The sequence below is a fragment of the Bradyrhizobium sp. HKCCYLRH3061 genome, assembly GCF_051168015.1.
Classification (GTDB): Bacteria; Pseudomonadota; Alphaproteobacteria; order Rhizobiales; family Xanthobacteraceae; genus Bradyrhizobium.
In genome coordinates, this window is the sequence record NZ_JBNPUE010000015.1 from 119527 (window position 1) to 145930 (window position 26404).

25 protein-coding genes are annotated in these 26404 nt (G+C 65.2%); 18 read left to right on the forward strand and 7 right to left on the reverse strand.

Annotation, left to right across the window (positions count from 1 at the left end; translation table 11 throughout):
- The first annotated feature begins 19 nt into the window (after positions 1 to 19).
- The 9 genes from ACQR2C_RS23400 (at position 20) to ccoS (ending at position 8673) form a co-directional block, all read left to right on the forward strand.
- Positions 20 to 445, forward strand: a complete 426-nt coding sequence (locus ACQR2C_RS23400; RefSeq protein WP_315802494.1) for a CBS domain-containing protein — start codon at positions 20 to 22, stop codon at positions 443 to 445.
- Positions 446 to 716: 271 nt separating this feature from the next.
- Positions 717 to 2363 carry a cytochrome-c oxidase, cbb3-type subunit I gene (gene ccoN / locus ACQR2C_RS23405; RefSeq protein ID WP_315802495.1) on the forward strand — a complete coding sequence of 549 codons (1647 nt, stop codon included), beginning with the start codon at positions 717 to 719 and terminating at the stop codon, positions 2361 to 2363.
- 11 nt (positions 2364 to 2374) lie between these two features.
- On the forward strand, positions 2375 to 3109 hold the full coding sequence (ccoO, locus tag ACQR2C_RS23410) for a cytochrome-c oxidase, cbb3-type subunit II (RefSeq protein ID WP_315802496.1): 735 nt from the start codon (positions 2375 to 2377) through the stop codon (positions 3107 to 3109).
- An 18-nt stretch (positions 3110 to 3127) separates the two neighbouring features.
- Positions 3128 to 3292, forward strand: a complete 165-nt coding sequence (locus tag ACQR2C_RS23415; RefSeq protein ID WP_315802497.1) for a cbb3-type cytochrome oxidase subunit 3 — start codon at positions 3128 to 3130, stop codon at positions 3290 to 3292.
- Positions 3293 to 3298: 6 nt separating this feature from the next.
- A complete protein-coding gene (gene ccoP, locus ACQR2C_RS23420; protein WP_315802498.1) occupies positions 3299 to 4171 on the forward strand; it encodes a cytochrome-c oxidase, cbb3-type subunit III in 873 nt (290 codons plus the stop codon).
- Positions 4172 to 4282: 111 nt separating this feature from the next.
- Complete coding sequence (ccoG, locus tag ACQR2C_RS23425; protein ID WP_434882218.1) at positions 4283 to 5764, forward strand: cytochrome c oxidase accessory protein CcoG; 1482 nt, start codon at positions 4283 to 4285, stop codon at positions 5762 to 5764.
- A 17-nt stretch (positions 5765 to 5781) separates the two neighbouring features.
- Entirely contained in the window at positions 5782 to 6282 is a 501-nt protein-coding gene (locus ACQR2C_RS23430) for a FixH family protein (protein ID WP_316218366.1), read from the forward strand.
- Between the two features lie 13 nt (positions 6283 to 6295).
- A complete protein-coding gene (locus tag ACQR2C_RS23435) occupies positions 6296 to 8497 on the forward strand; it encodes a cation-translocating P-type ATPase (protein WP_434873664.1) in 2202 nt (733 codons plus the stop codon).
- Entirely contained in the window at positions 8488 to 8673 is a 186-nt protein-coding gene (gene ccoS / locus ACQR2C_RS23440) for a cbb3-type cytochrome oxidase assembly protein CcoS (protein WP_316218368.1), read from the forward strand. The genes ACQR2C_RS23435 and ccoS overlap by 10 nt, the downstream gene beginning before the upstream one ends.
- Here the strand turns inward: ccoS and ACQR2C_RS23445 are convergent.
- Positions 8643 to 9872: an MFS transporter gene (locus ACQR2C_RS23445; protein ID WP_434873665.1), complete on the reverse strand. Its 1230-nt coding sequence runs from the start codon at positions 9870 to 9872 to the stop codon at positions 8643 to 8645. The two genes, ccoS and ACQR2C_RS23445, sit on opposite strands and share 31 nt — an antisense overlap.
- A gap of 92 nt (positions 9873 to 9964) precedes the next feature.
- Positions 9965 to 10456, reverse strand: coding sequence for a cupin domain-containing protein (locus ACQR2C_RS23450; RefSeq protein WP_315802504.1), 492 nt, complete (start codon positions 10454 to 10456; stop codon positions 9965 to 9967).
- 238 nt (positions 10457 to 10694) lie between these two features.
- On the opposite strand from ACQR2C_RS23450, the gene ACQR2C_RS23455 reads away from it, so the two are divergent.
- Together ACQR2C_RS23455 and ACQR2C_RS23460 are read left to right on the forward strand one after the other, a co-directional pair.
- On the forward strand, positions 10695 to 10976 hold the full coding sequence (locus ACQR2C_RS23455) for a hypothetical protein (RefSeq protein ID WP_315802505.1): 282 nt from the start codon (positions 10695 to 10697) through the stop codon (positions 10974 to 10976).
- Between the two features lie 85 nt (positions 10977 to 11061).
- Positions 11062 to 11781 carry a peroxiredoxin-like family protein gene (locus tag ACQR2C_RS23460; protein ID WP_315802506.1) on the forward strand — a complete coding sequence of 240 codons (720 nt, stop codon included), beginning with the start codon at positions 11062 to 11064 and terminating at the stop codon, positions 11779 to 11781.
- Here the strand turns inward: ACQR2C_RS23460 and ACQR2C_RS23465 are convergent.
- Complete coding sequence (locus ACQR2C_RS23465; RefSeq protein WP_434882219.1) at positions 11769 to 12665, reverse strand: LysR substrate-binding domain-containing protein; 897 nt, start codon at positions 12663 to 12665, stop codon at positions 11769 to 11771. The two genes, ACQR2C_RS23460 and ACQR2C_RS23465, sit on opposite strands and share 13 nt — an antisense overlap.
- A 185-nt stretch (positions 12666 to 12850) precedes the next feature.
- Here ACQR2C_RS23465 and ACQR2C_RS23470 point away from each other — a divergent pair, with 185 nt between their 5' ends.
- From ACQR2C_RS23470 to ACQR2C_RS23480, 3 genes are all read left to right on the forward strand, one after another.
- The gene (locus ACQR2C_RS23470) at positions 12851 to 13672 is read left to right on the forward strand and encodes a 3-hydroxybutyrate dehydrogenase (protein WP_434882220.1); all 822 of its coding nucleotides are present in this window, start codon (positions 12851 to 12853) and stop codon (positions 13670 to 13672) included.
- A gap of 62 nt (positions 13673 to 13734) precedes the next feature.
- Positions 13735 to 14889, forward strand: a complete 1155-nt coding sequence (locus ACQR2C_RS23475) for a patatin-like phospholipase family protein (RefSeq protein ID WP_434882221.1) — start codon at positions 13735 to 13737, stop codon at positions 14887 to 14889.
- 238 nt (positions 14890 to 15127) lie between these two features.
- Complete coding sequence (locus ACQR2C_RS23480) at positions 15128 to 17251, forward strand: methyl-accepting chemotaxis protein (RefSeq protein WP_434882222.1); 2124 nt, start codon at positions 15128 to 15130, stop codon at positions 17249 to 17251.
- A gap of 164 nt (positions 17252 to 17415) precedes the next feature.
- Here ACQR2C_RS23480 and glgA read toward each other — a convergent pair whose 3' ends face one another.
- Positions 17416 to 18831, reverse strand: coding sequence for a glycogen synthase GlgA (gene glgA, locus ACQR2C_RS23485; protein WP_434873672.1), 1416 nt, complete (start codon positions 18829 to 18831; stop codon positions 17416 to 17418).
- Positions 18832 to 19068: 237 nt separating this feature from the next.
- Between glgA and ACQR2C_RS23490 the strand changes: the two genes are divergently transcribed.
- The 3 genes from ACQR2C_RS23490 to ACQR2C_RS23500 all read left to right on the forward strand — a co-directional run bounded on the left by ACQR2C_RS23490 (position 19069) and on the right by ACQR2C_RS23500 (position 22757).
- Positions 19069 to 20238, forward strand: a complete 1170-nt coding sequence (locus ACQR2C_RS23490; protein WP_434882223.1) for a CaiB/BaiF CoA transferase family protein — start codon at positions 19069 to 19071, stop codon at positions 20236 to 20238.
- Positions 20239 to 20469: 231 nt separating this feature from the next.
- Entirely contained in the window at positions 20470 to 21537 is a 1068-nt protein-coding gene (locus ACQR2C_RS23495) for an alcohol dehydrogenase (RefSeq protein WP_315802512.1), read from the forward strand.
- Between the two features lie 140 nt (positions 21538 to 21677).
- Positions 21678 to 22757 carry an isocitrate/isopropylmalate dehydrogenase family protein gene (locus tag ACQR2C_RS23500; RefSeq protein WP_315802513.1) on the forward strand — a complete coding sequence of 360 codons (1080 nt, stop codon included), beginning with the start codon at positions 21678 to 21680 and terminating at the stop codon, positions 22755 to 22757.
- Here ACQR2C_RS23500 and ACQR2C_RS23505 read toward each other — a convergent pair.
- The 3 genes from ACQR2C_RS23505 to ACQR2C_RS23515 all read right to left on the reverse strand — a co-directional run bounded on the left by ACQR2C_RS23505 (position 22754) and on the right by ACQR2C_RS23515 (position 25638).
- Positions 22754 to 23575, reverse strand: coding sequence for an enoyl-CoA hydratase (locus ACQR2C_RS23505; RefSeq protein ID WP_434873675.1), 822 nt, complete (start codon positions 23573 to 23575; stop codon positions 22754 to 22756). The genes ACQR2C_RS23500 and ACQR2C_RS23505 overlap by 4 nt on opposite strands.
- 439 nt (positions 23576 to 24014) lie before the next feature.
- Positions 24015 to 24410 carry a helix-turn-helix domain-containing protein gene (locus ACQR2C_RS23510; protein ID WP_015668220.1) on the reverse strand — a complete coding sequence of 132 codons (396 nt, stop codon included), beginning with the start codon at positions 24408 to 24410 and terminating at the stop codon, positions 24015 to 24017.
- Between the two features lie 7 nt (positions 24411 to 24417).
- Positions 24418 to 25638: a LysR family transcriptional regulator gene (locus tag ACQR2C_RS23515; protein WP_315802515.1), complete on the reverse strand. Its 1221-nt coding sequence runs from the start codon at positions 25636 to 25638 to the stop codon at positions 24418 to 24420.
- A 512-nt stretch (positions 25639 to 26150) separates the two neighbouring features.
- Between ACQR2C_RS23515 and ACQR2C_RS23520 the strand changes: the two genes are divergently transcribed.
- Positions 26151 to 26396, forward strand: coding sequence for a hypothetical protein (locus tag ACQR2C_RS23520; protein ID WP_315802553.1), 246 nt, complete (start codon positions 26151 to 26153; stop codon positions 26394 to 26396).
- Positions 26397 to 26404: the final 8 nt, after the last annotated feature.

The window sequence follows — 26404 nt, forward strand, 5'->3', positions numbered from 1 at the left end:
CGAGAACAGGATTGCCGCCTTGTACAGATTTCTCGAGGAAACCGCCGGCAACTACATGACGCGGAACGTCACGACCGTGACCCGGGAGACGACGATCCGCGAGCTCGGCGAGATGTTCGACCGCGACGATTTCAACACCTACCCCGTCGTCGAGAACGACGAGGTGATCGGCATCGTCACCAAGTTCGACGTGCTGAAATGCTTTGCCTTCACGCCAAATCAGATGCTGCCGCGCTATACGGACCTGATGAACCGGACGGTCGCCGACGTGATGACATCCGAGTTCATCTATGTCCGGCCGGATACGAAGCTGACGCGCGTGCTACAACTGATGGTCGAGCATCGTATCCGCAGCCTGCCCGTGACCGACGGCGACAACAGGGTCGTCGGGATCGTCGCCCGCGAGGATATCGTCAGGGCTCTGGCCGCCGCCGCCAAGGAATGATCGCGAGGACCTGATCTGAAGACCTGATCTCAGGCCTTGTGCCAACGTCTGGGAGATGAGGCCCGCACGTGTGCCGCGTGCGGGCCTCTCTGGCTCTGTGCATCGGAGCATGCATCGCCGGGATCGTACTCTGCCGCGGTCCTGGTTCCCTCCGGCTGGTTCTGCAACATTCCCAGTCTTTACGGCGAGCCGGTCGCAAAGTTGATTTCGATCAATTCCACGTGTGAACGATTGTGGTTGCTGGGCTCGTGTTCTTTCAGCGAGATTCCGCATGAGCGCGTCCTCATCCACAAAATCCATGACCATCGGCGAAAGTGGCTTGTCGCTCACTTTTGCCGTCACCGCCTTCCTGTGCGTCTTCGCTGCGGCGAAGGCACTGGATACGGCCTTCGCGTTCCACGCCTCGCTCGCGGCTGCCGCCAGCGCGGCGTCCGTCTTCTTCATCCTCAACCGCTACTTCGAGCGCGGCGAGCTGCCGCCGCAGGAGATCAATGGCCGACCGAACTACAATCTCGGTCCGATCAAGCTCGGCGCGATCATGGCGATGTTCTGGGGCATTGCCGGCTTCACCGTCGGTCTCATCATTGCCTCGCAATTGGCATGGCCGGCGCTGAACTTCGATCTGCAATGGATCAGCTTCGGTCGCCTGCGCCCGCTGCACACCTCGGCGGTCATCTTCGCCTTCGGCGGCAACGTGCTGATCGCGACCTCGTTCTACGTCGTGCAGCGGACCTGTCGGACCCGTCTGGCCGGCGACCTCGCGCCGTGGTTCGTGGTGCTGGGCTACAACTTCTTCATCGTGATCGCCGGCACGGGCTATCTGCTCGGCGTTACGCAGTCGAAGGAATATGCCGAGCCGGAGTGGTACTCCGACCTGTGGCTCACCATCGTCTGGGTGGTCTATCTTCTGGTGTTCCTGGTGACGGTCATCAAGCGCAAGGAGCCGCACATCTACGTGGCGAACTGGTTCTACCTTGCCTTCATCGTCACGATCGCGATGCTGCATCTCGGCAACAATCCGTCGCTGCCGGTGTCGCTGTTCGGCTCCAAGTCCTACATCGCCTGGGGCGGCATACAGGATGCGATGTTCCAGTGGTGGTACGGCCACAACGCGGTCGGCTTCTTCCTGACCGCCGGCTTCCTCGCCATCATGTACTACTTCATCCCGAAGCGGGCGGAGCGTCCGGTCTATTCCTACCGGCTGTCGATCATCCACTTCTGGGCGCTGATCTTCCTCTACATCTGGGCCGGCCCGCACCACCTGCACTACACGGCGCTGCCGGACTGGACGCAGACCCTCGGCATGACCTTCTCGATCATGCTGTGGATGCCCTCCTGGGGCGGCATGATCAACGGCCTGATGACGCTGTCGGGCGCATGGGACAAGCTGCGGACTGACCCCGTGCTGCGCATGCTGGTCGTGTCGGTCGCCTTCTACGGCATGTCGACCTTCGAAGGTCCGATGATGTCGATCAAGGTTGTCAACTCGCTCAGCCACTACACCGACTGGACCATCGGTCACGTGCACTCCGGTGCGCTCGGCTGGGTCGGCTTCGTGTCCTTCGGCGCATTGTACTGCATGGTGCCGTGGATCTGGAACCGCAAGGGTCTCTACAGCCTCAAGCTCGTGAACTGGCACTTCTGGACGGCCACGCTCGGCATCGTGCTCTACATCTCCGCGATGTGGGTCTCGGGCATCCTGCAGGGTCTGATGTGGCGGTCCTACACGGCGCTCGGCTTCCTCGAGTACTCGTTCATCGAGACCGTCGAGGCGATGCATCCCTTCTACATCATCCGCGCAGCCGGCGGTGCACTGTTCGTCATCGGCTCGCTGATCATGGCCTACAATCTCTGGATGACGGTCCGTGTCGGTGAGGAAGAAGTTCAGTCGCCCGTCGCCCTTCAGCCGGCGGAGTGAGGTAACCAATCATGTCTTTCTGGCAACGACACCAAGTCTTCGAGAAGAACTCGATCATCCTGGTCATCGGCATCCTGCTGGTGGTCGCGATCGGCGGCCTCGTCGAGATCACTCCGCTCTTCTACTTGAAGAGCACGATCGAGGCGGTCGACGGCGTCAGGCCCTACACGCCGCTCGAGCTGGCCGGCCGCAACATCTATGTCCGCGAGGGGTGCTATCTCTGCCACTCGCAGATGATTCGTCCGCTGCGCGACGAAGTGGAGCGTTACGGCCACTTCTCGCTCGCCGCGGAGAGCATGTACGACCACCCGTTCCAGTGGGGCTCCAAGCGCACGGGGCCTGACCTCGCCCGCGTCGGCAACAAGTACTCCGACGATTGGCATGTCACCCATCTGACCAACCCGCGCGCCATCGTTCCGCAGTCGATCATGCCCGGCTATCCCTTCCTGAAGGAGACCGAGCTCGACGCGGACAACATCGCCGACCATCTGAAGACGCTGCGGATGGTTGGGGTGCCCTACACCGACGACCAGATCGCCAACGCCGCCGCCGACCTCAAGGCGCAGGTCGATCCGGACGGTGCCGGCGCGGAGGCGCTGGTCAAGCGCTATCCGAAGGCGGTGGTGCGCAACTTCGACGGCAAGGCGGGTGCGCCGACTGAAATGGATGCGCTGGTGGCCTACTTGCAGATGCTCGGCACGCTGGTGGACTTCAAGATCTACAACGAAAAAGCCAATCTGCGCTGAGATCGAGAGGCGAGCATCATGAAGCCCATCATTGCAGTGGAAAACATCGCGTCGTCACTCGTGACGACGCTGTGGACCCCGATCTTCGTCGCGATTTTCCTCGCGATCGTGACCTATGCCCTCTGGCCTCGCAACAAGGCCGCTTTCGACGAGGCGGCGAGCATGCCGTTGCGGGAGGAGTAATTCATCATGGCTGACCACAACGAAGTTGACAGCGTCACGGGCACGGCCACGACCGGCCACGTCTGGGACGGCATCAAGGAGCTCAACACCCCGCTGCCGCGGTGGTGGGTGATCACCTTCTACATCACCATCGTCTGGGCGATCGGCTACTGGATCGTGTATCCGGCCTGGCCGCTGATCTCCAGCAACACGCAAGGCATGTTCGGCTACTCGTCCCGTGCGGACGTGGCGGTCGAGCTTGCCAATCTCGAGAAGATCCGCGGCGCCAAGATGGCCGCGCTCGCGACGGCCTCGCTCGCCGACATCGAGAAGGATCCGGCGATGCTTGCCCTGGCGCGTGCCAAGGGCAAGACCGTGTTCGGCGACAACTGCGCCGCCTGCCACGGTACCGGCGCGGCCGGTGCGAAGGGCTTCCCGAACCTGAACGACGACGACTGGCTGTGGGGCGGCTCGCTGGAGCAGATCCAGCAGACCCTGCTGTACGGCGTGCGCTCGGGGCACCCGAAGACCCGCGAGGGCCAGATGCTCGCCTTCGGCAAGGACGGTGTCCTGAAGCCGGCGGAAATCATCACGGTCGCCAACTACGTCCGCGAGCTGGCGGGCCTGCCGACCCGGCCGGGCTATGACGCCAAGGCCGGCGCCAAGATCTTCGCCGAGAACTGCGCGGCCTGCCATGGCGACAACGCCAAGGGCAATCCGGAGCTCGGCGCGCCGAACCTCACGGACAAGATCTGGCTGTACGGCTCCGACGAGGCGACCTTGATCGAGACCATCACCAACGGTCGCGCCGGTGTCATGCCGGCCTGGGAGGGCCGTCTCGACCCGACCACGATCAAGGCGATGGCGGTCTATGTCCACTCGCTGGGCGGCGGAAAGTAACGGAAATCCAACGGAACTTTCCCTTCAATTGAGCTGGATCAACTGAGCGGCCGGAGGTGGACATACCTTCGGCCGCAACTGCGAGAAGACCCCAGCCATGATCCGCCAGCCATGAACCAGACGGTAAAACCGGACGACCTGCAGCCCCAAGATCTGCAACAGGTGGACGATTACGGTCCGCTCTATGCTGCGCACAAGAAGGTCTATCCGCAGAGCGTCTCGGGCACTTTCCGCCGGATCAAATGGGGCCTGATGGGCTTCTGTCTCGGCGTCTATTATTTCCTGCCGTTCGTGCGCTGGAATCGCGGCCTCGGCGCGCCCGACCAGGCGGTGCTGATCGACTTCCCGAACCACCGCTTCTATTTCTTCTTCATCGAGCTGTGGCCGCAGGAGGTGTACTACTTCACCGGCCTCCTGATCATCGCCGCCATCGGCCTGTTCCTGATGAACGCGATCGGCGGCCGCATCTGGTGCGGCTATCTGTGCCCGCAGACAGTGTGGACCGACCTGTTCTATGCCGTCGAGCGCCTGATCGAGGGCGACCGCCGGGAGCGCATGAAGAAGGATGCCTCCGGCGACCCGATGAAGCTGGAGCGGATTTCGGAGCTCGTGCTCAAGCATTCGATCTGGCTGATGATCGCGTGGTGGACCGGCGGCGCCTGGGTGCTGTATTTCAGCGATGCGCCAACGCTCGTGAAGGATCTCGTCACCTTCCAGGGGCCGATGCTCGCCTATGTCTGGATCGCGATCCTGACCGCGACGACCTACACGCTCGCCGGCTTCATGCGCGAGCAGGTCTGCGTTTATATGTGCCCGTGGCCGCGCATCCAGGCGGCGCTGACCGACGAATGGGCGCTCAACGTCACCTACCGCTATGACCGCGGCGAGAGCCGCATGTCGGTCAAGAAGGCCGCCGAATTGCGCGCGCTCGGCCAGCCTGCCGGCGACTGCATCGATTGCAAGCAATGCGTGGCGGTGTGCCCGACCGGCATCGACATCCGCGACGGCGCCCAGATGGACTGCATCCAGTGCGGCCTCTGCATCGACGCCTGCGATACCGTCATGACCAAGATCGGCCGCCCGACGCGGCTGATCGGCTATGACAACGACATCAACATTCATCGCCGACAGGAAGGCAAGCCGCCGATCTACAAGCTCGTGCGCCCGCGGACCATTGTCTATGCCGCGATCATCGCCGTGGTCGGCGGTGCCATGGTCTACAAGCTCGCGACCCGGTCGCTGCTCGAGGTCAACGTGCTGCACGATCGCAACCCGATCGCGATCAAGCTGTCCGACGGCTCGATCCGCAATGCCTATACGGTGCGCGTCCTCAACAAGCACGGCTTCGATCGCGTCATCGCCATCGACATCGAAGGGCCGGCCAACGCCGCCGTCCACGTCGTCGGCGCCGATTCCGTGACCCCGGACCGGCCGATGATCGTGATCGGACGCGACCAGACCGAGGAGCTGCGCCTGCTGGTGACCGCGCCCGAAGAGAGCAATCTCGAGAAGTCGATTCCGGTGAAGTTCCATGTGACGGATATCGGTCTCGGCGTCGTCGCCTCCGCCACCGACAATTTCGTCAGCCCGTAGAGCAAGGGAGCCCGTCAATGGCCAGCCGTTCCAATCCTTCCTTCCAGCTGACCGGAGGCATGGTGCTCGCGATGCTTCTCGCCTTCTTCGGGACGGTGATCGGCGTCAACGTCTACATGATGACGGCGGCGATCTCGACCCTGCCAGGCACCGAGGTCGACAGCGCCTACAGCGCCAGCCTCGGCTACGAGAACGAGATCGCGGCGGCGCGCGCCCAGGAGGCGCGGCGCTGGCAGGTCGAGGCGCATATCGAGCGCGGCGCAGGCGGCGCGGCGGTGGTGCAGGTCAACGCCCGCGATGCGAGCGGCAATCCGCTGTCTGGCCTGACCTTCCAGGGCCGGCTCGAGCGGCCGGCCGACAAGCGCGCCGACCAGGAGGTCGCGCTGGCCGAGATCGGCGGCGGCATCTATCGCGGCACCGCGGAGGCGATCGCGCCGGGCCAGTGGGACCTCGTGCTCGAAGGCGATTCCAGCGGCCGCCGCCTGTTCCTGTCGAAGAACCGCGTGCTGCTGAACTGAAGGACGTCCGATCATGCATGTGACGCGTGACTTCTCCCATTACGTCAAGGATCTCGGCGCCGGCCTGAAGCACATCGACCTCGCGGTCGAGGGTGTCAGCTGCGCCGGCTGCATGGCCAAGATCGAGCGCGGCCTCTCCGCGCTGCCCGACGTGACGCTCGCGCGCGTCAATCTCACCGACCGCCGTGTCGCGCTGGAATGGAAGCAGGGCACCCTCGATCCAGCCAGGTTCATCGATCGCCTCGCCGAGCTCGGCTACAAGGCCTATCCGTTCGAGAAGGCGAGCGCCGAGGCCACCGAGGCGGAGGAATCGCGCTTCCTGCTGCGCTGTCTCGGCGTCGCCGCGTTCGCGACCATGAACGTGATGATGCTGTCGATCCCGGTGTGGTCCGGCAACGGCAGCGACATGCTGCCCGAGCAGCGCGACTTCTTCCACTGGCTGTCGGCCGTGATCGCGCTGCCGGCCGCGGCCTATGCCGGCCAGCCGTTTTTCCGCTCGGCGTGGCGCGCCTTGAAGACCGGCAACGTCAACATGGATGTGCCGATCTGCATCGGCGTGATCCTGGCCTTGGGCATGTCGATCGTCGAGACGTTTCATCACGCCGAGCACGCCTATTTCGACGCCGCGATCATGCTGCTGACCTTCCTGCTGGTCGGCCGCTATCTCGACCAGAGCATGCGGCGGAGGACCCGCGCGGTCGCCGGCAATCTCGCCGCGCTGAAGGCGGAGACCGCGACCAAGTTCATCGGTCCCGACGAGATTTCGGAGGTGCCGGTCGCCGCCGTCCGCGCCGGCGATCTGGTGCTGCTGCGGCCCGGCGAGCGCTGCGCCGTCGACGGTGTCGTGGTCGAGGGCCGCTCCGAGATCGACCAGAGCCTGATCACCGGCGAGACGCTGTACGTACCGGCCGAGCAGGGGACCGCCGTCTATGCCGGTTCGCTCAACATTTCCGGCACGCTGCGTGTCCGGGTTTCCGCCGCCGCCGAGGGCACCTTGCTCGCCGAGATCACGCGCCTGCTCGACAACGCGCTGCAGGCGCGCTCGCGCTACATGCGCCTCGCCGACCGCGCCTCGCGGCTCTATGCGCCGGTCGTGCACGCGACGGCGGCGCTCACCGTGCTCGGCTGGGTGCTGATGGGCGCGAGCTGGCACGATGCCATCGTCACCGGCATCGCGGTGCTGATCATCACCTGTCCCTGCGCCCTCGGGCTTGCGATCCCCACCGTGCAGACGGTGGCGTCGGGCGCGATGTTCAAGTCCGGCGTGCTGCTCAATGCGGGCGATGCGATCGAGCGCCTCGCCGAGGCCGATCACGTCATCTTCGACAAGACCGGCACCTTGACGCTGCCGGAGCTCGAGGTCGTCAACGCCGCCGGCATTCCTGCAGATGTGTTCGCGCTGGCCGGCCAGCTCGCGCTGTCGAGCCATCATCCGGTGGCCGCGGCGGTGGCCCAGGCCGCCAATGCGCGGTCGCCGCTGATGGGCGCGGTCGAGGAGCCGGGCCAGGGTGTCCGCGCCGTCGTCGACGGCGTCGAGATCAGGCTGGGACGTCCGGCCTTTTGTGACGCCGAGGCGCTGGTTGCGCAGACCAAGGGCGTCGATCCCGAGGCCTCGGTGGTGGCCTTCAGCCGCGGCGATAGCAGGTACCTGTTCTCGGTGCGCCAGGGCCTGCGCCCTGACGCCGCCAAGATCGTCGCCGGCCTGCAGCGGCGCGGCATCAAGGTCGAGATCCTCTCGGGCGATCACGAGGCGGCGGTGGCCGCGGCCGCCAAGGCGCTCGGCATCGGCGCGTGGCGCGCGGGCGTCACGCCGGCCGACAAGATCGCTGTTATCGAGGAGCTGAAGCGCGCGGGCGTCAAGGTCATGATGGTCGGCGACGGCATGAACGACGCGCCGTCGCTCGCCGCCGCGCACGTCTCGATGTCGCCGATCTCGGCCGCGCATCTGAGCCAGGCCACCGCCGATCTCGTCTTCCTCGGTCGTCCCCTGGCGCCGGTGCTGGCCGCGATCGACTACGCGCGCAAGGCGCTGCATCTGATGCGGCAGAATCTATGGCTCGCAGTCGGCTACAACGTCCTGGCGGTGCCGCTTGCGATCAGCGGCGTCGTCACCCCGCTGATCGCGGCAGCCGCGATGTCCGGTTCCTCGATCATCGTCATGCTGAATGCGCTACGTGCCCGCAAGGTGGCCGGGGAGGCCGCGTCATGGAAGTGATGATCATTCTCGTCCCGCTCGCTCTGGCGCTCGGCCTGGCCGGCCTGGTCGGCTTTCTCTGGTCGCTGAAGAGCGGCCAGTATGAGGATCTCGAAGGGGCGGCCTGGCGCGCCATCGCCGACGACGATGAGCAGGCCCCGCCGTCTCAGTCCGAGCCGGCGCCGAGCCGGTCCTGAGCGTCCGGCGGCGTCAACCAGCGGGCCAGGTATCCCGCGATCCCCAGCGCGCCGGCGATGCCTGCGACGCAGGCCGTCCAGCCGAACCGATCGAACAACTGCCCGAGCACGGCCGTGCCGACGATGCCGCCGGCGAAATAGCTGGCGAGGTAGAGTCCGCTGGCGACACCCTGATCGTGCGTGGCGGCCTTTCCGACGAAGCCTGTGGTCACCGCCTGGGCGAAGAACGTGCCGGCGCCGACCAGCACCATGCCGGCCAGCACCGCCCCGAGCCGTGACGACAGCATAAGGACGAGGCCGAGGCCTGCGGTCGCGAGTGCGCCCCAGATCGCGCCCTGTGTGCCAATCCTTGCGACCGTCCGGCCCGCCAGCAGCGTGGTGGCGATCGACGGCAGGAAGACGAAATACACCAGTCCGACCTCCATCATGCCGAGCGACAGCGGCGGCCGCACCAGCACGAAGTTCACGAAGGTGAAGGCGCCGATGAAGGCGAACAGGACGCAGAAGCCGACGCCGAAGGCCGCGCGCAGGCGGCGGTCGCGCAGGTGATCGGCGATGGCCCCGCCGCGCAGCCGCATCGCTCCTTCCGCACGCATGGCCGTGCCTCCGACCGCGAATGCGGCGAGCAGGGCGCCGCAGACATTGAGCGCGGCGAAGACGTAGAAGGTCGGCTTGAGGCCGAGGGCCCCGGTCAGACCGGCCGAGAGCAGCCGCCCCACCAGATTGCTGGCGACGTTGCCGGTGATATAGGCCGCGAAGGCGCTGCCGGCTTCGCCGGCGCTGCACTGCTCGCCGAGATAGGCCAGGGTGAGGGCGAACGCCGAGGCCATGCAAAGGCCCTGCAGGATGCGCAAGCCTGCGAAGATGGAGAGGTCCGGCGCGCTGCCGAGCAGTGCGGTGAAGCCGGCGAGCAGGGCAAGGCTGGCAACGATGCCGATCCGGCGATCGATCAGCGGGCTGAGCAGGCCGATGACCAGGCTCGCGATCGCCATTCCCAGCGTGCAGGCGTTGACGGCGAGCCCCATCTCGGCCGCGCTGACCTGATAGTAGCGTGTGAGGACCGGCAGCATTGCCTGCGCCGCGAACAGATCGACGAGGCTGAAAAAGGCGAGCAGGCCGACCAGGACCGCGCGCCGCGCCGCCGTTCGTGCATTCACATGGCCGGCTCCAATCGGCAACCGTGCGGACATATCCGTCATGGCAATCTCCTCGGCTCGACAGCGCAACGCGGCCGTGTCCGGATCGCCTGCCTGAAGGGGCGATCCGAAGGCGGCTGGCGGAGGTACGCGATCTACATGTTATGGTCGTGCGGATCCTTGCGAACGTCGCCGACATAGAGGATGACCGTCTCGTTGCCGTCGTTCTTCCACCAATGCGACGTGCCGAACACCTCGGCTCTCAGATCTCCGGCCTTGTGCAGGATCGGCTCGGCGCAGTTGCTGGCATATTCGACGATCTCGCCCTGCTGAACGAAGATCAGCGCCGGGCGATCGTCATGGCTGTGCCACGGCACGATGCCGCCCGGCGCGATGGTCAGCTTGCGGAAGCGCAACTCGCGGTCCTTGAGATTGGCGGGCTGCTTGGCGAGATCGATCGCGCCAAGGGTGACGTCGGTCACGCCGACCGCCTTGACGTCGGTTTTCTCGCGCACGCCGGCCTTGATCTTGTCAGCCGGACACTCGCCGGCGCGGGCGCCGGACGCCGCGATCACCGTCGTAGCAACGGCCAGGACGAAAGCAGCGCTCAGGCGGCGCGTGCGTATAGCTGCGATCTGCATCAACATGTCATGGTCTCCTCTGATGGAACAGCGGCCCGCGCCGAGCGGGCATCGCGAGGCGCACCATCGGGGAGCAGAGCACGTGATGGAAATGCATCCTTTCTCTGGAGCCGATAGACCGCCGCTATCGATAGGCGGGCGCTATCCTCGCGATTGGACAACGGCATTTCTCAAGCAGGGCAGCTCACGCTTGTAATGCGAGCGCCCGATGACGGGCGACAGCATTCATGAGGAGGAGATATCCATGACCCGCCTGTCCAAGACCTTGATTGCCGCGGCCGTGGTCGCGGTCTCTGCCACCGCAGCCGTCGCGCAAGGCGGCCTCGATCTCGCGCCCGGCATGGCCTATGTCTACAGCGCCGGCAAGACCAGCATGATGACGATGGCCACCGGCGACGCCAATCATCGGGCCATGATGCGCCACGCCAGGAAGGTGCCGAACAACACTGTCTTCTTCATGAGCGACGGGCAGCTCTATTCGACGTCCGGCATGCTCGATCCCACCGGCAATTTCTACCGGCCCTGAGCGCGGCAGCCGGGCAGGCCGCCCTTGTGGTCGGCTTGCCCGGGAAACTATCATGGTTGGGGTCCTGAACGTGCCGGAGCAGCTCATGACAGTGCTTTCACCCGCGGATGCCGAGCGGCTCAGACAGGCCTTCCTGCAATGCAGGGAGATACAGGGCACCCTGCGGCAGCAACTCGAGGCCTATGCCGCTGCGGGTCGCGAGATCTTTCCGGCCTATGCGTCCGCCGTCGACCGCCTGGTGGCGCGGCTCGGAGAAAACGGTGGCGGCGAGACTGCGCCGCGGCCCGGTGAGACGATGCCGCCCTTCGTCCTGCCCGATGAGGCTGGCCGCCTGGTGAGCCTGCAATCCTGCCTCGTCCGGGGGCCGGTCGCCGTGATGTTCTTCCGCGGCCATTGGTGTCCCTATTGCCGGCTCAACGTTCGCGCGGTGATCAAGGCGCAGCAGCGCATCGACGCCGCGGGCGGCGCGATCGTCGCGATCATGCCGGAGCTGCAGGCGTTCACCCAGCAGTTCAAATCGGACGCCGGCGCGACCTTCCCTGTGTTGACGGATCTCGACAACGGCTATGCTTTGTCGCTCAACCTCGCGATCTGGCTCGGTCGTGAGATCCAGCAACTGCTGGCGCACCAGGACCTGGCGAGCTTCCACGGCAATGACGGCTGGGTGTTGCCCATCCCGGCTGCCTTCGTGGTCGGGCGTGACGGCCTCGTGAAGGCGCGCTTCGTCGATCCTGATTTCCGCAAGCGGATGGAGATCGACGATCTGGTCGAAGCGCTTCGCCAGGCCGCAGCTCAGGACAGCTGACCGAGCCATTCCTGCCAGTTCCTGCCGCGCAGCATGCGCATCACGGTCGAGGCAACCGCCGTGCGTTCACGTCCGGCAACGCCGTAGAGATGCACGGTGCGCCGCACGTCGAGTCCGTCGACCGCGGCCCGATGCAGGGTCTCCGGCAGCGCGGTCGTTTGCGGCACCACACCGATGCCGACTCCGGCTTCCATCAGCGCGATCAGGTCGCGTTCGGAGTGGACGTCATGAGTTCGTCCGAGGTCGACGCCGCGCTCGCGGAGCAGCGTGCGCAACCTGTCCGCATGTTCGCAGTAGTTGCGGCAGAGCAGCGCGTCGCCACTGAGATCATCGATCGTGATCGCGTCCTGCCCCGCCAGCCGGTGCCGGCTGCTCACGGCGAGCGCGAAGTCCTCCGTGAAGAGAGGCCAGACATCCAGCCGATCCCAGGTCTCGTCGATCTCCGAGGCGATGCCGAGCTCTGCTTCGCCGTTCTTCAGATGCTCTGCGATCATGCGGCTGCTGCCGCGCAGAAACCTGAGCTCGAGCTGGTTGAACTGGCGCTGCAGCTGATCGAGCAGCGGGATCAGCAGCGCAAGGTCGACCGAGTCGGCGAGCGCGATCCGGAGCGTGCCGAGCTCTCCGCTCTTGAAGGACGAGGCCAGGGTTCGCGCGCCGACGGCAGCCTCGTAGCATTGCTTCAGCAGTGGATGCATGCGCTGGCCGAGCTCGGTGAGTTGTGCGGCCGGCCGCTCACGCCGGAACAAATCGCCGCCGAGCTCGGCTTCGAGCTGCTTGATCGCACGGGTCAGCGACGGCTGCGTCACGTTGCATTCCTCGGCCGCGCGCGTGAAGTGCAGCAGCCGGGCAACGGCAAGAAAATACCGAACCTGATGCATTTCCATGGGAGAGCTCCGTTCGACCGGGCCGACGTCCCGGATGCAATATCCTAGCAGACCGCGCATCGCATCAACGATCGCGATAGCGAAACCGTATCGTGGGACGAGCCAAACGGCATTTCCATTCGTCGCGGCAGCCCGGCAGTTTGTTCTCGCCTCGAGCAATCTTCGAAACGGATGAAGGAACAGCCATGGCTGCAGATACGATGACGACCCCGCGCTCGTTACGTCCGTTGTCCGGCAAGGTGGCGGTGATCACGGGCTCGACCAGCGGTATCGGCCTCGGCATCGCGCGGGCGCTCGCCGGCGCGGGGGCACATGTGGTGCTGAACGGCTTTGGCGCGCCGGAGGACATCGAACGGATGCGGTCGGACATCGCAGCCGAGTTCGGTGTGCGGACCGGCTATGCCGCCGCCGACATGATGCAGCCCGCGGCAATCGAGCAAATGATCAACGACACCTTGCATGAGTTCGACCGTATCGACGTACTGGTCAATAATGCCGGCATTCAGCATGTCGCGCCATTGGAGGAGTTTCCGGTCGACAAGTGGAATGCCATCGTCGCGATCAACCTCTCGTCGGCGTTCCACACGATGCGGCTGGCGCTCCCGTCGATGCGGCGGAATGGCTTCGGCCGCATCATCAACATCGCCTCGGCGCATGGCCTCGTCGCTTCTCCGTTCAAATCGGCCTATGTTGCTGCCAAGCACGGCATCATCGGCCTCACCAAGGTCGCGGCGCTGGAGGCGGCCGAGATCGGCATCACCTGCAATGCGATCTGTCCAGGCTACGTCTACACGTCGCTGGTCGAGGCGCAGATCGACGGACAGGCGAAGGCGCACGGCATCTCCCGCGATCAGGTCATCCGCGATGTCCTGCTCGCGCAACAGCCGAACAAGCGCTTTGCAACGGTGGAGGAGATCGGCGCGCTCGCCGTCTTTCTCGCCAGCGATGCCGCCGCATCGATCACCGGTGTCGCCCTGCCGGTCGATGGTGGTTGGACCGCACATTGACGGTCGGGCGATGTAACAGCGACGTGAGAACTGCGAACAGGACAATGTATCAGGAGGGAGACATGGCCGAGGTCGACGACACGATGCGCGCGATGATCGATCGTGGCAGGCTGCCCGGGCAGGTGGTTCTCGTCCTGCAGGGCGGTGGTGCGCTCGGTTCATACCAGGCGGGCGTCTACCAGGCGCTGCACGAGGCCGGCCTGGAGCCGGACTGGGTGATCGGGACCTCGATCGGCGCCATCAATGCCGCTCTCATCGCCGGCAGTCCGGTGCAGGAGCGCATGACGCGGCTGCGGGAGTTCTGGAAGCGGATGCACCGGCAGCCAGCCTGGTCGGTGCGCACGGCCTTTCCGGATTTCAACGAGCGGCTGTCCTATTGGACGACCGTGACGCACGGGATTCCGGGCTTCTTCCGTCCCAACGCCCTGGCGCATGCCGGGGAGGCCTATCCGCTCGGTGCCGAGCAGGCCGGCTACTACTCGACCGCTCCGCTGCAGGAAACGCTGCAGGAACTCGTCGATTTCGATCGTCTCAACAATGGCGGTCTACGCCTCACCGTCGGGGCGGCGCACGTCAGGACGAGCCGGATGCGCTATTTCGACAGTCGCGACGACGTGCTCGATGTCCGCCATATCCTGGCATCGGGCGCGCTGCCTCCCGCGTTTCCGGCCGTTCGCATCGATGGCGAACTGTATTGGGACGGCGGCATCCTGTCGAACACGCCGACCGAAGTCGTGTTCGACGACAATCCGCGAAAGGACTCGCTGATCTTCGCCGTGCATCTGTGGAATCCCGAAGGTGCCGAGCCGACGACCATGGCGGAGGTGTTCAACCGCCACAAGGACGTGCAATATTCGAGCCGGATCTCGAGCCATATCGCGCGCCAGCAGCAGACGCATCGGCTGCGGCATATCATCAATCAGCTTGCGGTTCATTTGCCGGAGTCGGCCCGCAACGATCCGGCGATCCGCGATCTCATCAGTCACGGCTGCCAGACGCGGATGCATGTCGTCCGGCTGCTGGCCCCGCAACTCGCTCGCGAGAGCCATACCAAGGATATCGATTTCACCGAGCGGGGCATCATCGCGCGCTGGACTGCGGGCTATCAGCACACGCGATCGGTCCTGCAGCGCAGGCCCTGGTCGGGCGAGCACGATCCGCTCGCCGGCGTGGTGTTGCACGATCCCTCGATCGAGCTTGCAGCGGCTGCCGAGTAGCAGGCCGATGCGCTGACCCGATCCCAATAGTGCAGCATTTCGGCATTCCGATACCGCATGGAACAACTTGGTTTAAGGGATTAGTCGTCATTCGTTCTTAATCATTGTGGCGCGGCAGCGTCGCCGCGATCTTGTTTGCCGACCGTGCGGGAACGTCGCCGAAGGGCAGCTGCGCAAGCGCGTATCAGCCGATACGCGCGCGACCGGCCGGGCAACGGTAATTGATTGGGAATAACCAATGTCCTCGCGCGCGGTGCTGCACAATGAGACGGTCAAGCCGGAGACCGGCGCGGTCAGCCTGAAATGGAAAATTCTCGCCGGCAATCTGCTGACCGGTTTCTTCGCCATGGCCTTTGCGTTCGTGCTCGCATGGAGCGGGTGGGGAGATCTGGTCAAGCGCGAGCAGGCGCGACGCGTCCTTGACGCTTTCGAGCTGGCGATGAAGGTGAACGCCCAGATCCCGCTCGAACGGAATATCTGGAATCTGCTGGCTGCTCCGGCGCCCGCTTCGGCCGACGATGCCGTCAAGCTCGACAAGACCATCGCAAGCACCGACGATCTGCTCAACCAGGCCAAGTCATCCGCCAAGGCGGCGGGGTTGGCGACCAGCAGCATCGACGCCGCCGAGCAGACCCTTCGCGGTATCCGGTCGGCGGCTCGCGGTGCCGTGGGGCTGCCCTTTGCGCAGCGTCCGGCCAACATCCAGGCGGCAACGATCGACGGCCTCGGCCGCGCCGCCGAGTCATTGAATGCCGCGATCGACGCGACCGCAATCGAGCTGTCGCGCGTCGGTGGCGACGTCGAGAACCTGCTGCCGTCGGGCCAACTGGCGCAACTGTCGCAATCGATGCGGACGGTGAATGGTGCGCGCTCCGCGGTTCTTCGCTTCTTCATCCAGAGCCTGAACTGGACGCCGGCACGCCTCGCCGAGGTCACCGAACAGAGCGGGCAGGTGACCCTGTTGTGGCAGCAGATGGAGCTCGCGGCCCGCAGCGTGCGCGACAATCCGGACGTCAGCTCTGCGCTCGAACATGTCCGCTCGACGCTGATGGGCGACGGCGAGCGCCGCTATCGTCAGATCGTCACCGCGGCGCGCGACGGTCAACCTTCGCCGGTCACCCCCGAGGAGTGGGGCCGCTGGACCACGCCGATGCTGAACAATGTGATCGTGCTGCGCGATGCGGCGCTGACGTCGGCGCACCAGGCCATCGATCAGTCGATCGAGGCCGCGCGGCTGCGCCTGTTCACCGCTCTCGGAATCCTGCTCGTTGTCGCGCTGGTGTCGGTGGCGGTGGTGCTCGGCGTCGTCCGTGGCGTCATCGGCCCGCTGGTCGGGCTGACCGGCGTGACCCTGCGCCTCGCCAATGGCGAGCTGAGCGCCGACATTCCGAACGAGTCCCGCAAGGACGAGATCGGCGCGATGGCGCGCGCGCTCAAGATCTTCAAGGACGCCCTGATCGCCAAGAAGGATTCGGACGAGGCCGCGCAGCGCGACGCGCAGGCGCAGATCGATCGGGCCCGGCGGCTGGATGCGCTGACGCGCAACTTCGAGTTGACGATTGCCGACATCGTCAACACCGTGTCGTCGGCGGCCTCGGGGCTCGAAACCTCGGCGGATACGCTGACCAACACGGCGAACCGATCGCAGGAGCTCAGCACGGTGGTGGCGGCTGCGTCGGAGGAAGCGTCCGCCAACGTCCAGTCGGTCGCCTCCGCCACCGAGGAGCTGTCCTCGTCGGTGACCGAGATCAGCCGTCAGGTCCAGGCGTCGGCGCGCATGGCCGGCGACGCCGTGCAGCAGGTGCGCCAGACCAATGGGCGCGTCGCCGATTTGTCGCAGGCCGCAGCCCGCATCGGCGACGTCGTCGAGCTCATCAACAGCATTGCCGGACAGACCAATCTCCTTGCACTCAACGCCACCATCGAGGCGGCGCGGGCCGGCGATGCCGGCCGCGGTTTCGCGGTGGTTGCGACCGAGGTGAAGGCGCTCGCCGAACAGACGGCGAAGGCGACCGAGGAGATCTCACAGCAGATCTCAGGCGTGCAGGCCGCGACGCAGGAATCGGTGACTTCGATCCAGGCGATCAGCTCGACGATCGAGCGGCTCGCCGAGATCGGTGCCGCGATCGCGGCGGCGGTCGAAGAGCAGGGCGCGGCAACGCAGGAAATCTCGCGCAACGTGCAGCAGGCCGCCCACGGCACCCAGCAGGTCTCGTCCAACATCACGGACGTGCAGCGTGGCGCCTCGCAGACCGGCTCGGCCTCCGCCGAGGTGCTGTCGTCGGCCAAGTCACTGGCTGGAGATTCCAACCGCCTCAAGCGAGAGGTCGGCAGCTTCCTGGAAGCGGTCCGCGCGGCGTAAGAAGCCAACCTTTCAAGCGCCCAAGAAAAAGCCCGGACGATGTCCGGGCTTTTGTTATTTGGCCGTAGCCCGGACGAGCGCAGCGATATCCGGGGTCTGCTCCGAACGTTGAAATCATCCCGCATGTCGCTCCGCTCATGCGGGCTACGACAGCCGGTCCCGGCTTAAGACGCCAGCATCTTCCGGTACAGCGCATTGTAGCAGGCTGCCGACAGGTCCCAACTGAACGAGCGGGCCATCGCCGAAAGCCGCATCTCGTTCAGCCGTTCGGTGCTGGTGAACGCCGAAAACGCGCGCTTTACCCCGCCGAGGAAGGATTCCGCCGACGGCTTCTCGAACAGGAATCCGGTCTCGCCATCGGTGATCGTCTCGGCGAGGCCGCCAGTCTGGTGGCCGATCGGCAGCGAGCCGAACCGCTGGGCATACATCTGGCTCAGGCCGCATGGCTCGAAGCGCGACGGCATCAGGGTGAAGTCGCTGCCCGCGAAGATGCGCCGCGCCTGCGCATCGTTGAAGCCGATGGCGACCCCGATCGCGTCCGGCCGGCGGCGGTGGGCCTCCATCAGCGCGCGTTCGATGGCGGGCTCGCCGGTGCCGGTGACCACGATCTGGCCGCCGGCGCCGACGATCTCATCGGCGGCTTCCAGCACCAGGTCGATGCCCTTCTGGTGAACGAGGCGCGCGACGATGCCGAACATCGGACCGCGCGACACGGCCAGCCCGAACTGCTTGCGGACGTAGTCGGCGTTGGCCTTCTTGCCTTTCCAGTCGCCCGCGGCGAAGGGCTGCGCCAGCTTCTGGCAATAGCGGGGATCCCAGCTCTCGTCGATGCCGTTGAGAATGCCGGTCAGCTCATGGGCATTGGAGCGCTGCCGGAGCAGGCCCTCCAGCCCGCAGCCGAGCTCGGGCGTCGTGATCTCCTGGGCATAGGTCGAGCTGACCGTGGTGAGATGCGACGCATAGACCAGACCGCCCTTGAGAAAGGACAGCTTGTCGTAGAACTCCAGACCATCGATGTGGAACGAGGATTCGGGGGCGCCGATCCGGCGCAACGACTCGCGCGGGAACAGGCCCTGATAGGCGAGGTTGTGGATGGTCAGGATCGACGGCACGTCGACCCCGCGCCACGCCAGATAGGCCGGCACCAATGCCGCCTGCCAATCATTGGCGTGGACCAGATCGGCTGCCCAGTTCTTGTCCAGCGTGCCCGCCGCGAGCTCGGCGGCGGCGGCGGCGAGACGGCCGAAACGGATGTCGTTGTCCGCCCAGTCCTGCCCGTTCTCGTCGCCGTAGGGGTTGCCCGGCCGGTCATAAAGCTCGTCGCAGAGCAGGACGTAGACCGGCAGGCCGTCGCGGGTCGATGACCGTCCCAGCGCGCAGCCTGGCATCTCTGCCAAAGGCGCACATTGGCCGACGATCTCGATGTGGGTGAGTTGCTCGATCACGTCCCGGTAGCCGGGCAGCATGATCCTGACGTCGGTATGTGAGCGCAGTGCCCGGGGAAGTGCCGCCGAAACGGCAGCCAGTCCGCCCACCCGGACGAAATCGTCCATTTCGGTCGTAACGAACAGAACCCGCAAGAGATGTCCTCGATCAAGCCCCATGTTCGTCCTATGCAAGAAAAGGTCCAAATTCAGTCATGAAGAAAAGCGTTGCCGCATTGCGGCGAAAGGCCAAACGCTTTCGACATCGAATGGTTCGATCTAGAAACGACCTGCACGACGATCGATGGCTTACGCTTCGTGAATCAGCGACGGCAAAGCGGAGCTTCGGCCTCGGTGCCGAGCGAGAAGAGTTCAAACCAGGGAGCTGCCAGGGTGAGTCTAGTGGGAAACGATGAGAGCCGTTTGACAGGATGTTTCGAGGGACTGCGCGTCCTCGACTTCTCGACCACCATCGCCGGCCCGCACTGTGCCCGCATGCTTGCCGATATGGGAGCGGAGGTGATCAAGATCGAGTCAGCCGAAGGTGAAACCATGCGCACCCGGCCTCCGATGCGTCATGGCTGCTCTACCGCTTTCGGTCAGCTCAACGTCGGCAAGAAGAGCGTCGTGCTCGACCTCAAGTCGCGCGACGGTGTCGCCGCGGTGTGTCGGCTGGTCGCCGAGGCCGATATCCTGGTCGAGAACTTCCGCCCGGGCGTGATGCAGCGGCTCGGGCTCGACTACGCGGCCTTGAGCGCGCTGAACCCGCGGCTGATCTACTGCTCGATCTCGGGTTACGGCCAGACCGGCCCATCGGCGGAACTCCCGGCCTATGCCCCGGTGATCCATGCGGCTTCGGGCTACGACATGGCGCATCTCGCCTACCAGCCGGGGCGCAGCCGGCCCGATTATTGCGGCATCTATCATGCCGACGTCGTCACCGGGACCTACGCGTTCGGCGCCATCGCCTCCGCTCTGTATCAGCGCGAGCGCAGCGGGCGCGGCCAGCACATCGACTGCTCGATGCTGGAATCGATGCTGAGCCTGACGCTGAACGAGATCCAATGGTCGCAATTTCCCGTCGCGCAGCCGTCGCGGCCGACCTTCGGCCCGGCGGAGTGTCGCGACGGCTATGTCATGATCGCCATCGCCAGCGAGAAGACGTTCCAGAACCTGATGATTGTGATCGGCCACCCGGACTGGATCGAGGATCCAAGATTCGCAAAATATTCCGACCGGCGGGCAAACTGGGGTGCTCTGATGGATGGCGTCGAGGCCTGGTCGCGCCGGCTCGACGTCGCCCAATGCCTGGACGCCTTGAACGCGGGCGGCGTACCCAGCTCGGCCTACCGCAGCGTGGCCGATGCGCTGGCTGATCCGCAGATCGCGCATCGCGGCGCGCTGGCCGATGTGGAGGATGCAGCCGGCAACTTCAAGGTCGTCAACCTGCCGTTTCGGATGTCGGAGGCGAAAGTTGCGGCCGGCCCCCGGGCCGCGAGCCTCGGAGAGCACACCGAGGACATCCTGCGCGAGGCTGGCGTCAGCGACGCTGCAAAACCTTGAGCTCGCTGAGGCAAAACGCTGCAGGGCTGCCATGACCGCACATGCTGCGCGCAGCCTTGCCGCTCCACGCGTTTCCAGCCAATGTCGCGACATCGCAAGAACAGTCCGGACCAGCCGGACGCGCTCATGCCGGGAGGAGGTCGAAAGGCGCCGTTGCCGCGCGCAGCCGCGCCGCTCGTCCCGTCGATGCGCCGTCCGGTCCTGGCCGCGCCGGACGACGGGAGTGAAAGCATGAAGAGCTTCAAGGTCACCGATTTCAATGCGCCGCTGACCGAGGTCGACGAGCCGACGCCGCAGCCGTTCGGCAAGCAGGTGCTGATCAAGGTGAAGGCAGCCGGCGTCTGCCACAGCGATCTGCACATCTGGGAGGGCGGCTATGATCTCGGCCACGGCCGCAAGCCGCTCTCGCTCAAGGATCGCGGCGTGTCGCTGCCGCGGACCATGGGCCATGAGAGCGCCGGTGAGATCGTGGCGTTCGGGCCGGAGGTTACCGAGGCGGAGAAGGGCGGGCTGAAGGCCGGCGACGTCGTGCTGGTCTATCCCTGGATCGGCTGCGGCAAGTGCGCCACCTGTCTCGCCGGTGACGAGAACATGTGCCTGAAGCCGGCCTCGCTCGGCGTCTATTGCGACGGCGGCTATGCGGACCACATGACCGTGCCGCATCCGCGCCACCTGATCGACCTCAAGGGCCTCGATCCGGTGACGACCGCGCCCTACGCCTGCTCGGGCGTCACGACCTACAGCGCGCTCAAGAAGGTCGAGAAGGACTTCGACACGCCGATCGTGATCTTCGGCGCCGGCGGCCTCGGGCTGATGGCGCTGTCGCTGTTGAAGGCCATGGGCGGCAAGGGCGCGATCGTGGTCGACATCGACGCGCGCAAGCGCGAGGCGGCGCTGGCGGCCGGGGCGCTGGCGGCGGTCGACGGCAAGGCGCCGGATGCGCTGGAGCAACTGAACAAGGCCGCAGGCGAGCCGATCCGCGCCGTCATCGACCTGGTCGGCAATGCCGCCACCGCGCAGCTCGGCTTCGATTGCCTGACCAAGGGCGGCAAGCTCGTCATCGTCGGCCTGTTCGGCGGCGGCGCGCCGTGGGCGCTGCCACTCATTCCGATCAAGGCGGTCACCATCCAGGGCAGCTATGTCGGTAATCTCCGCGAGACCAAGGAGCTGCTCGATCTCGTCCGCGCCAAGCACATCGCCCCGATCCCGGTGACGCCGATGCCGTTGTCCAAGGCCAACGATGCCTTGCACGATCTGCAAAAGGGTCAGCTGGTCGGCCGTGCGGTGCTGACGCCGTAAATCGCAACTCCGTCCGCTCGTCATGGCCGGGCTTGACCCGGCCATCCACGTCTTTGGCGCCGCGGCGTTAGAAAGTCGTGGATGCCCGGGTCAAGCCCGGGCATGACGGCTCATTGATGTCGTCCTCGAAAGCGTCGCCCATGCCCTCGACCAATTCACTCCACATCGCAGTCCTCCCCGGCGACGGCATCGGTCCTGAAGTCATGGCGCCCGCGCTCGAGGTGCTGCGCAAGGTCGAGGCCAAGGCCGGCCTGTCGTTCCGCTTCACCGAGGCCCAGGCCGGCGCCAACAACTATCTCGCAACCGGCGTCTCGATCGCCGACAGCACGATCCGGCTGTGCGAAGAGGCGGACGCGATCCTGCTCGGCGCCTGCGGGCTGCCCTCGGTGCGCTATCCCGACAACACCGAGATCGCGCCGCAGATCGAGCTGCGCTTCCATTTCGACCTTTATGCCGGCGTGCGGCCGGCGCGGCTGATCCCGGGCGTGCCGAGCCCGATCGTCGGCGCCGCCGAGCGCGGCATCGACTTCGTCGTCATCCGCGAGTCCACCGAAGGCCTGTTCGCCTCGATGGGCAAAGGTGTCGTGACACATGAGGAGGCGCGCGAGACCCTCGTCATTACCCGCAAGACATCCGAGCGGCTGTTCAACTTCTCCTTCAAGCTCGCCGCCCGGCGCCGCGCGCGCGGCCGCTCGGGAACTTTGGCCTGCGTCGACAAGGCCAACGTCTTCAAGGCCTTCGCCTACTTTCGCAAGATCTTCGACGAGGTCGCTCAACTTCATCCGGACGTGAAGACAGACCGCCTCTACATCGATGCCTGCGCGCTCATGCTGGTGAAGCGCCCGTGGGATTTCGACGTCCTGGTCACCGAGAACATGTTCGGCGACATCCTGTCCGATCTCGCCGCCGGTCTCGTCGGCGGCATGGGCATGGCGCCGTCGGCCGACATCGGCGACCGCCACGCCGTGTTCCAGCCCTGCCACGGCACCGCGCCCGACATCATGGGGCAGGGCAAGGCCAATCCGACCGCGATGATCCTCTCGGCCGCGATGATGCTGGACTGGCTGGCGGACACGCATGGCATCGAGGGCGCAGCCGAAGCGGCGCAGCGGATCGAGCTGGCCGTCGACCGGGTCTATGCCTCCGGCCTCAAGCCGTTCGAGTTCGGCGGCAAGGCCGGCACGATTGACGTGACCAAGGCGGTGCTGGAGGCGCTCTAACGTCCCTTGAAGGCCGGCTTGCGCTTCTCCATGAAGGCGCGGCGGCCCTCGCGGAAATCCTCCGAATCCATGCAGGCGTCGCCGATCCGCTTGATGGCTTCCATGTCGCGCCGGCTTTCGTCCTTCAGCACTTCGGCGATGGTGATCTTGGCGGCCTTGACCGCCAGCGGCGCATTGCCGGCGATGGTGCGGGCGATCTCCAGCGTCGCCGGCAGCAGCTCGTCGTTGGGGATCATCCGATCGATGAGGCCGATGCGCAGCGCCTCCGCGGCATCGATCCGCAGGCCCGTATAGAGCAGCAGCCGCGCCTGCGACGGGCCGACCAGTGACACCAGGTTGCGCAGGCCGTCATAGCCATAGGCGATGCCGAGCCTGGCGGCGGGGATGCCGAACTGGCTGTCCTCGGCGGCAAAGCGCATGTCGGTCAGCATCGCGATCTGCAGGCCGCCGCCGAGGCAGAAGCCGCTGACGCAGGCGATCGTCGGCTTAGGGTAGCCGGCGAGCAGCGCCCGCTGGGCGGCGCTGCGCTCGGCATAGGCCTCCGAGGCCGCGGCGTTGTGGCGGCTCTGCTCGAACTGGCTGATGTCGGCGCCGGACACGAAGGCCTTGCCGCCGGCGCCGGTCAGCACCACGACCCGGATCGCGTCATCGTCGCGCAGCGCGACCAGGGCCTGGCCGAGCCCCTCCCACATCTCCAGCGACATCGCATTGCGCTTATCCGGGTTGTTGAAGGTGATGATGCCGACGCCGTCGCCCGCTCTGGTCATGAGGATCTTGCCCTCGGCGAAGGTGGTGGGGAGCTCGGAGATGGTCGGCATGAGGGTCCGTCGGCAGGGAGGGCAAGGCGGCCGGCATCGTTCACCGCGCCGGTGACGGCGTCAATGTGAGTTCAGGCCACGATGGGCAGGCAAGAGGACGTCAGAGCCGATGCTCTCGACCTGTGCACGGGTGGCCCAGGAGAGGACGCGCAGCGTTCATGATCAGCGTCGGCCGACGGGACCGAAACGCCGCCATGCCGCCACTTCCTATGACGGCAGAGAGCACGAGAATACAAGGGCGACGAAGCCTCAGACCGCGCAGCGATCGCTGGGCGGACGAGAAGGGCCGGTGTGCCGGCCGCGCCGATCACTCGGCCTCGAGCCGAGGCAGTGAACTCGCCCGAGCTGGCAAAGCCTGGCGCCCCCAAGTTGCGCCCTCGAGCGAAGATGGTCCATATCCATCACGGGCAGATCTGTCTGACGGATCAGACAGCCTTGCCTATTCTTCGTTCGCTGCGATCGATTCCATCAAGGATACCAGCTGACGTTGTACGGTCTGGTCCTTGATCTTGCTGTAGGCGCGCAGCAACCGCAGGCTGAAGGCTGAGTCCAGGAACAGGAGGCTCTCGACCTCGCGCGCCTTGCTGTCGCCGTCGTAGAAGAACGTCACGGGCACGTCGAGCGCGGTGGCGATCTGCTGCAGACGCGCAGCGCCGACCCGGTTGACGCCCTTCTCGTACTTCTGGACCTGCTGGAAGCTCACGCCGAGCTTCTCGCCGAGTTCAGCCTGCGAGATCTTCTGCTCCACACGCCGGAGGCGAATCCGCTTGCCGAGCTCGATGTCGGGCTTGCCCGCACTGCGCTGCTTCATTTTCTTTGCCGCTGATTTGTTCATACTGATTTTACCGTCCTTCCATCGGAAAGCCCCCGAATAGATGGGTCAGGGGTTCACCCATATATACTGTTTTAAGTTGCTGTGGATGAATGAATTCGTCTTTAAACCACGGGTATTTGCCAGGGTTAAAGGCCTCGACCAGCCAGTCGATCATGTGACGCACCCTAGGGATGCGTCCGGTGGTGGCATGGTAAGACAGCCAGATGTCGTAGGACCACTTGAGGTCAACCTCAAGTGGTATGATCTTCCCGCCCAGGGCACTCGCATAGGTTGGGAAGACCCCGATACCGGCGCCGTGCGCCACGGCCCAGTAATTGGCGCTCGAGACATTGGTGGTCATCGCGATCAGGTCCCGCTGCTCGAAACCGGGAAAGATGGTGGCGAAGGCGGCGTTGGCGGCGGCTTCGTCCGCCACCTGCAGAACCAAGCGATGTTTGACGAGATCGTCAATCGTCTTTGGGATGCCAAATATCTCCAAATATTTCTCGCTCGCAAAGCACATCAGGTGCATGCGGCCGAGCCGGACCAGCTTGACATCGAGCGCCGCCGGCCGGGAGAGATGGATGGCCACGTCGGCCTCGTGGCGTGACACGTCGGCCGAGCGCATCGCGCAATAGAGGTCGACCATGACGTTGGGAAAGCTCTGCTGAAATTCGACCAGCCGCGGCGCCAGCCAGAACGTGCCGAGCCCCTCGGTCACCGCGACCCGGACCTCGCCCGACGCAGCGCCGGCGAGACCATCGCCCGCGCGCAGCAGCTCGAATGACGCGGCCTCCATGCGTTCGACGGCAGAGACCACCAGTGCGCCTTCGTCGGTCAGCCGAGCGCCGTGGACGTCGCGCGTGAACAGCGTCGCGCCGATCTGCCGCTCGAAATCATCGATGCGTCGCCGTACGGCATTGATCGAGAGCGTCAGCCGCTCCGCCGCGGAGCGGAAGCTGCCGGCCCTGACAACCTCGAGGAAGATCCGCGCTGCATCCCAGTCGGTGAGGCTTGCCAGCGCCGATTTGCTCACGGTCGACTTGGCCGGGGCGGCCCGGCCCGTCGCAGTTTTTGCCGGCTTGCTCGCCGTTGCGCCCTTGGCGCCGCCACTCTCTCGGCTCAGTTCAATGCTCGATCCTGCCGCAGCAGACGAGTCGCCGTGCTCCCCTGGCGCCAGCGTCGCAGGGGTCTCGGCTAGGTCCTGGCGTTCCTTCTGAGGAACGCCCCGTTCCGCCGCAACGCGCATACAAGCTCTCTCCGCCTGCTAGAGTGATTCCGATAAATTACGGTCAGGGCACGTTCGTGCCATGATTTGGTTGAGCGATCGAGGGGCGATGAGTCTGCCACGTTCAGTTCTCTGCAGCATGGTCTTACCGCCAGCAGACGCGCGGTCTGACACATCATGTAGGACAGAGACACGCTTAGCGCGAGTCGAACCTAAGATCGACGGTTTTTGCCTCGACTGCAATGAAATGGTATTCGAAGATGGTCCGTTGTCATGCTATCTTGATGAACGGATCGTGGCGCTAACTCATCGAATGCCGGGGAGCGGTGATGTGTCTTCACCATGCGCCATGCCAGGACGTCGTCGTGCCGTCCCAGGGGGTAGGCGCGCGGCTCGGATGAGCCGCATGGGCAAAGCGCAGGGGAGCAACGACATGACGTATTTGGAAGCCATCCGCGAGTCGGGAGTTGCTCGGCTCCATCTCGTCGCACGCTAGAACGGAAACGACGCCTGTGGCCAATTCAGACGAACAAATGCTTGCAGTGCTTGCATCCCTGGAGCAGTGCCGCGCCACGCTCGCGGCGACGGGCAATCGCGAATCGGCACATTTGGTCTCGGTTGCCATCCTCGACCTGCGTATGAAGCTGAACCGTCTGAGCGAGGACGATCTGAGATCGCTCTGCGATGAAATGGTTCAAGCTGACAATCCCGACAAGCTGCGCGATCCGAAGCTGCAGCCGGGTCAGCGCAGGCAGCCTTTGCTTCGAGTGGTGAAATAGCACAGTTC

Excerpts from the sequence above, each read along its gene's own strand:
- ccoN (WP_315802495.1), top strand. The coding sequence starts at position 717 with ATGAGCGCGTCCTCATCCACAAAATCCATGACCATCGGCGAAAGTGGC.
- ccoO (WP_315802496.1), top strand. The coding sequence starts at position 2,375 with ATGTCTTTCTGGCAACGACACCAAGTCTTCGAGAAGAACTCGATCATC.
- ACQR2C_RS23415 (WP_315802497.1), top strand. The coding sequence starts at position 3,128 with ATGAAGCCCATCATTGCAGTGGAAAACATCGCGTCGTCACTCGTGACG.
- ccoP (WP_315802498.1), top strand. The coding sequence starts at position 3,299 with ATGGCTGACCACAACGAAGTTGACAGCGTCACGGGCACGGCCACGACC.
- ccoG (WP_434882218.1), top strand. The coding sequence starts at position 4,283 with ATGAACCAGACGGTAAAACCGGACGACCTGCAGCCCCAAGATCTGCAA.
- ACQR2C_RS23430 (WP_316218366.1), top strand. The coding sequence starts at position 5,782 with ATGGCCAGCCGTTCCAATCCTTCCTTCCAGCTGACCGGAGGCATGGTG.
- ACQR2C_RS23435 (WP_434873664.1), top strand. The coding sequence starts at position 6,296 with ATGCATGTGACGCGTGACTTCTCCCATTACGTCAAGGATCTCGGCGCC.
- ccoS (WP_316218368.1), top strand. The coding sequence starts at position 8,488 with ATGGAAGTGATGATCATTCTCGTCCCGCTCGCTCTGGCGCTCGGCCTG.
- ACQR2C_RS23445 (WP_434873665.1), bottom strand. The coding sequence starts at position 9,872 with ATGACGGATATGTCCGCACGGTTGCCGATTGGAGCCGGCCATGTGAAT.
- ACQR2C_RS23450 (WP_315802504.1), bottom strand. The coding sequence starts at position 10,456 with ATGTTGATGCAGATCGCAGCTATACGCACGCGCCGCCTGAGCGCTGCT.
- ACQR2C_RS23455 (WP_315802505.1), top strand. The coding sequence starts at position 10,695 with ATGACCCGCCTGTCCAAGACCTTGATTGCCGCGGCCGTGGTCGCGGTC.
- ACQR2C_RS23460 (WP_315802506.1), top strand. The coding sequence starts at position 11,062 with ATGACAGTGCTTTCACCCGCGGATGCCGAGCGGCTCAGACAGGCCTTC.
- ACQR2C_RS23465 (WP_434882219.1), bottom strand. The coding sequence starts at position 12,665 with ATGGAAATGCATCAGGTTCGGTATTTTCTTGCCGTTGCCCGGCTGCTG.
- ACQR2C_RS23470 (WP_434882220.1), top strand. The coding sequence starts at position 12,851 with ATGGCTGCAGATACGATGACGACCCCGCGCTCGTTACGTCCGTTGTCC.
- ACQR2C_RS23475 (WP_434882221.1), top strand. The coding sequence starts at position 13,735 with ATGGCCGAGGTCGACGACACGATGCGCGCGATGATCGATCGTGGCAGG.
- ACQR2C_RS23480 (WP_434882222.1), top strand. The coding sequence starts at position 15,128 with ATGTCCTCGCGCGCGGTGCTGCACAATGAGACGGTCAAGCCGGAGACC.
- ACQR2C_RS23495 (WP_315802512.1), top strand. The coding sequence starts at position 20,470 with ATGAAGAGCTTCAAGGTCACCGATTTCAATGCGCCGCTGACCGAGGTC.
- ACQR2C_RS23500 (WP_315802513.1), top strand. The coding sequence starts at position 21,678 with ATGCCCTCGACCAATTCACTCCACATCGCAGTCCTCCCCGGCGACGGC.
- ACQR2C_RS23505 (WP_434873675.1), bottom strand. The coding sequence starts at position 23,575 with ATGCCGACCATCTCCGAGCTCCCCACCACCTTCGCCGAGGGCAAGATC.
- ACQR2C_RS23510 (WP_015668220.1), bottom strand. The coding sequence starts at position 24,410 with ATGAACAAATCAGCGGCAAAGAAAATGAAGCAGCGCAGTGCGGGCAAG.
- ACQR2C_RS23515 (WP_315802515.1), bottom strand. The coding sequence starts at position 25,638 with ATGCGCGTTGCGGCGGAACGGGGCGTTCCTCAGAAGGAACGCCAGGAC.
- ACQR2C_RS23520 (WP_315802553.1), top strand. The coding sequence starts at position 26,151 with ATGCTTGCAGTGCTTGCATCCCTGGAGCAGTGCCGCGCCACGCTCGCG.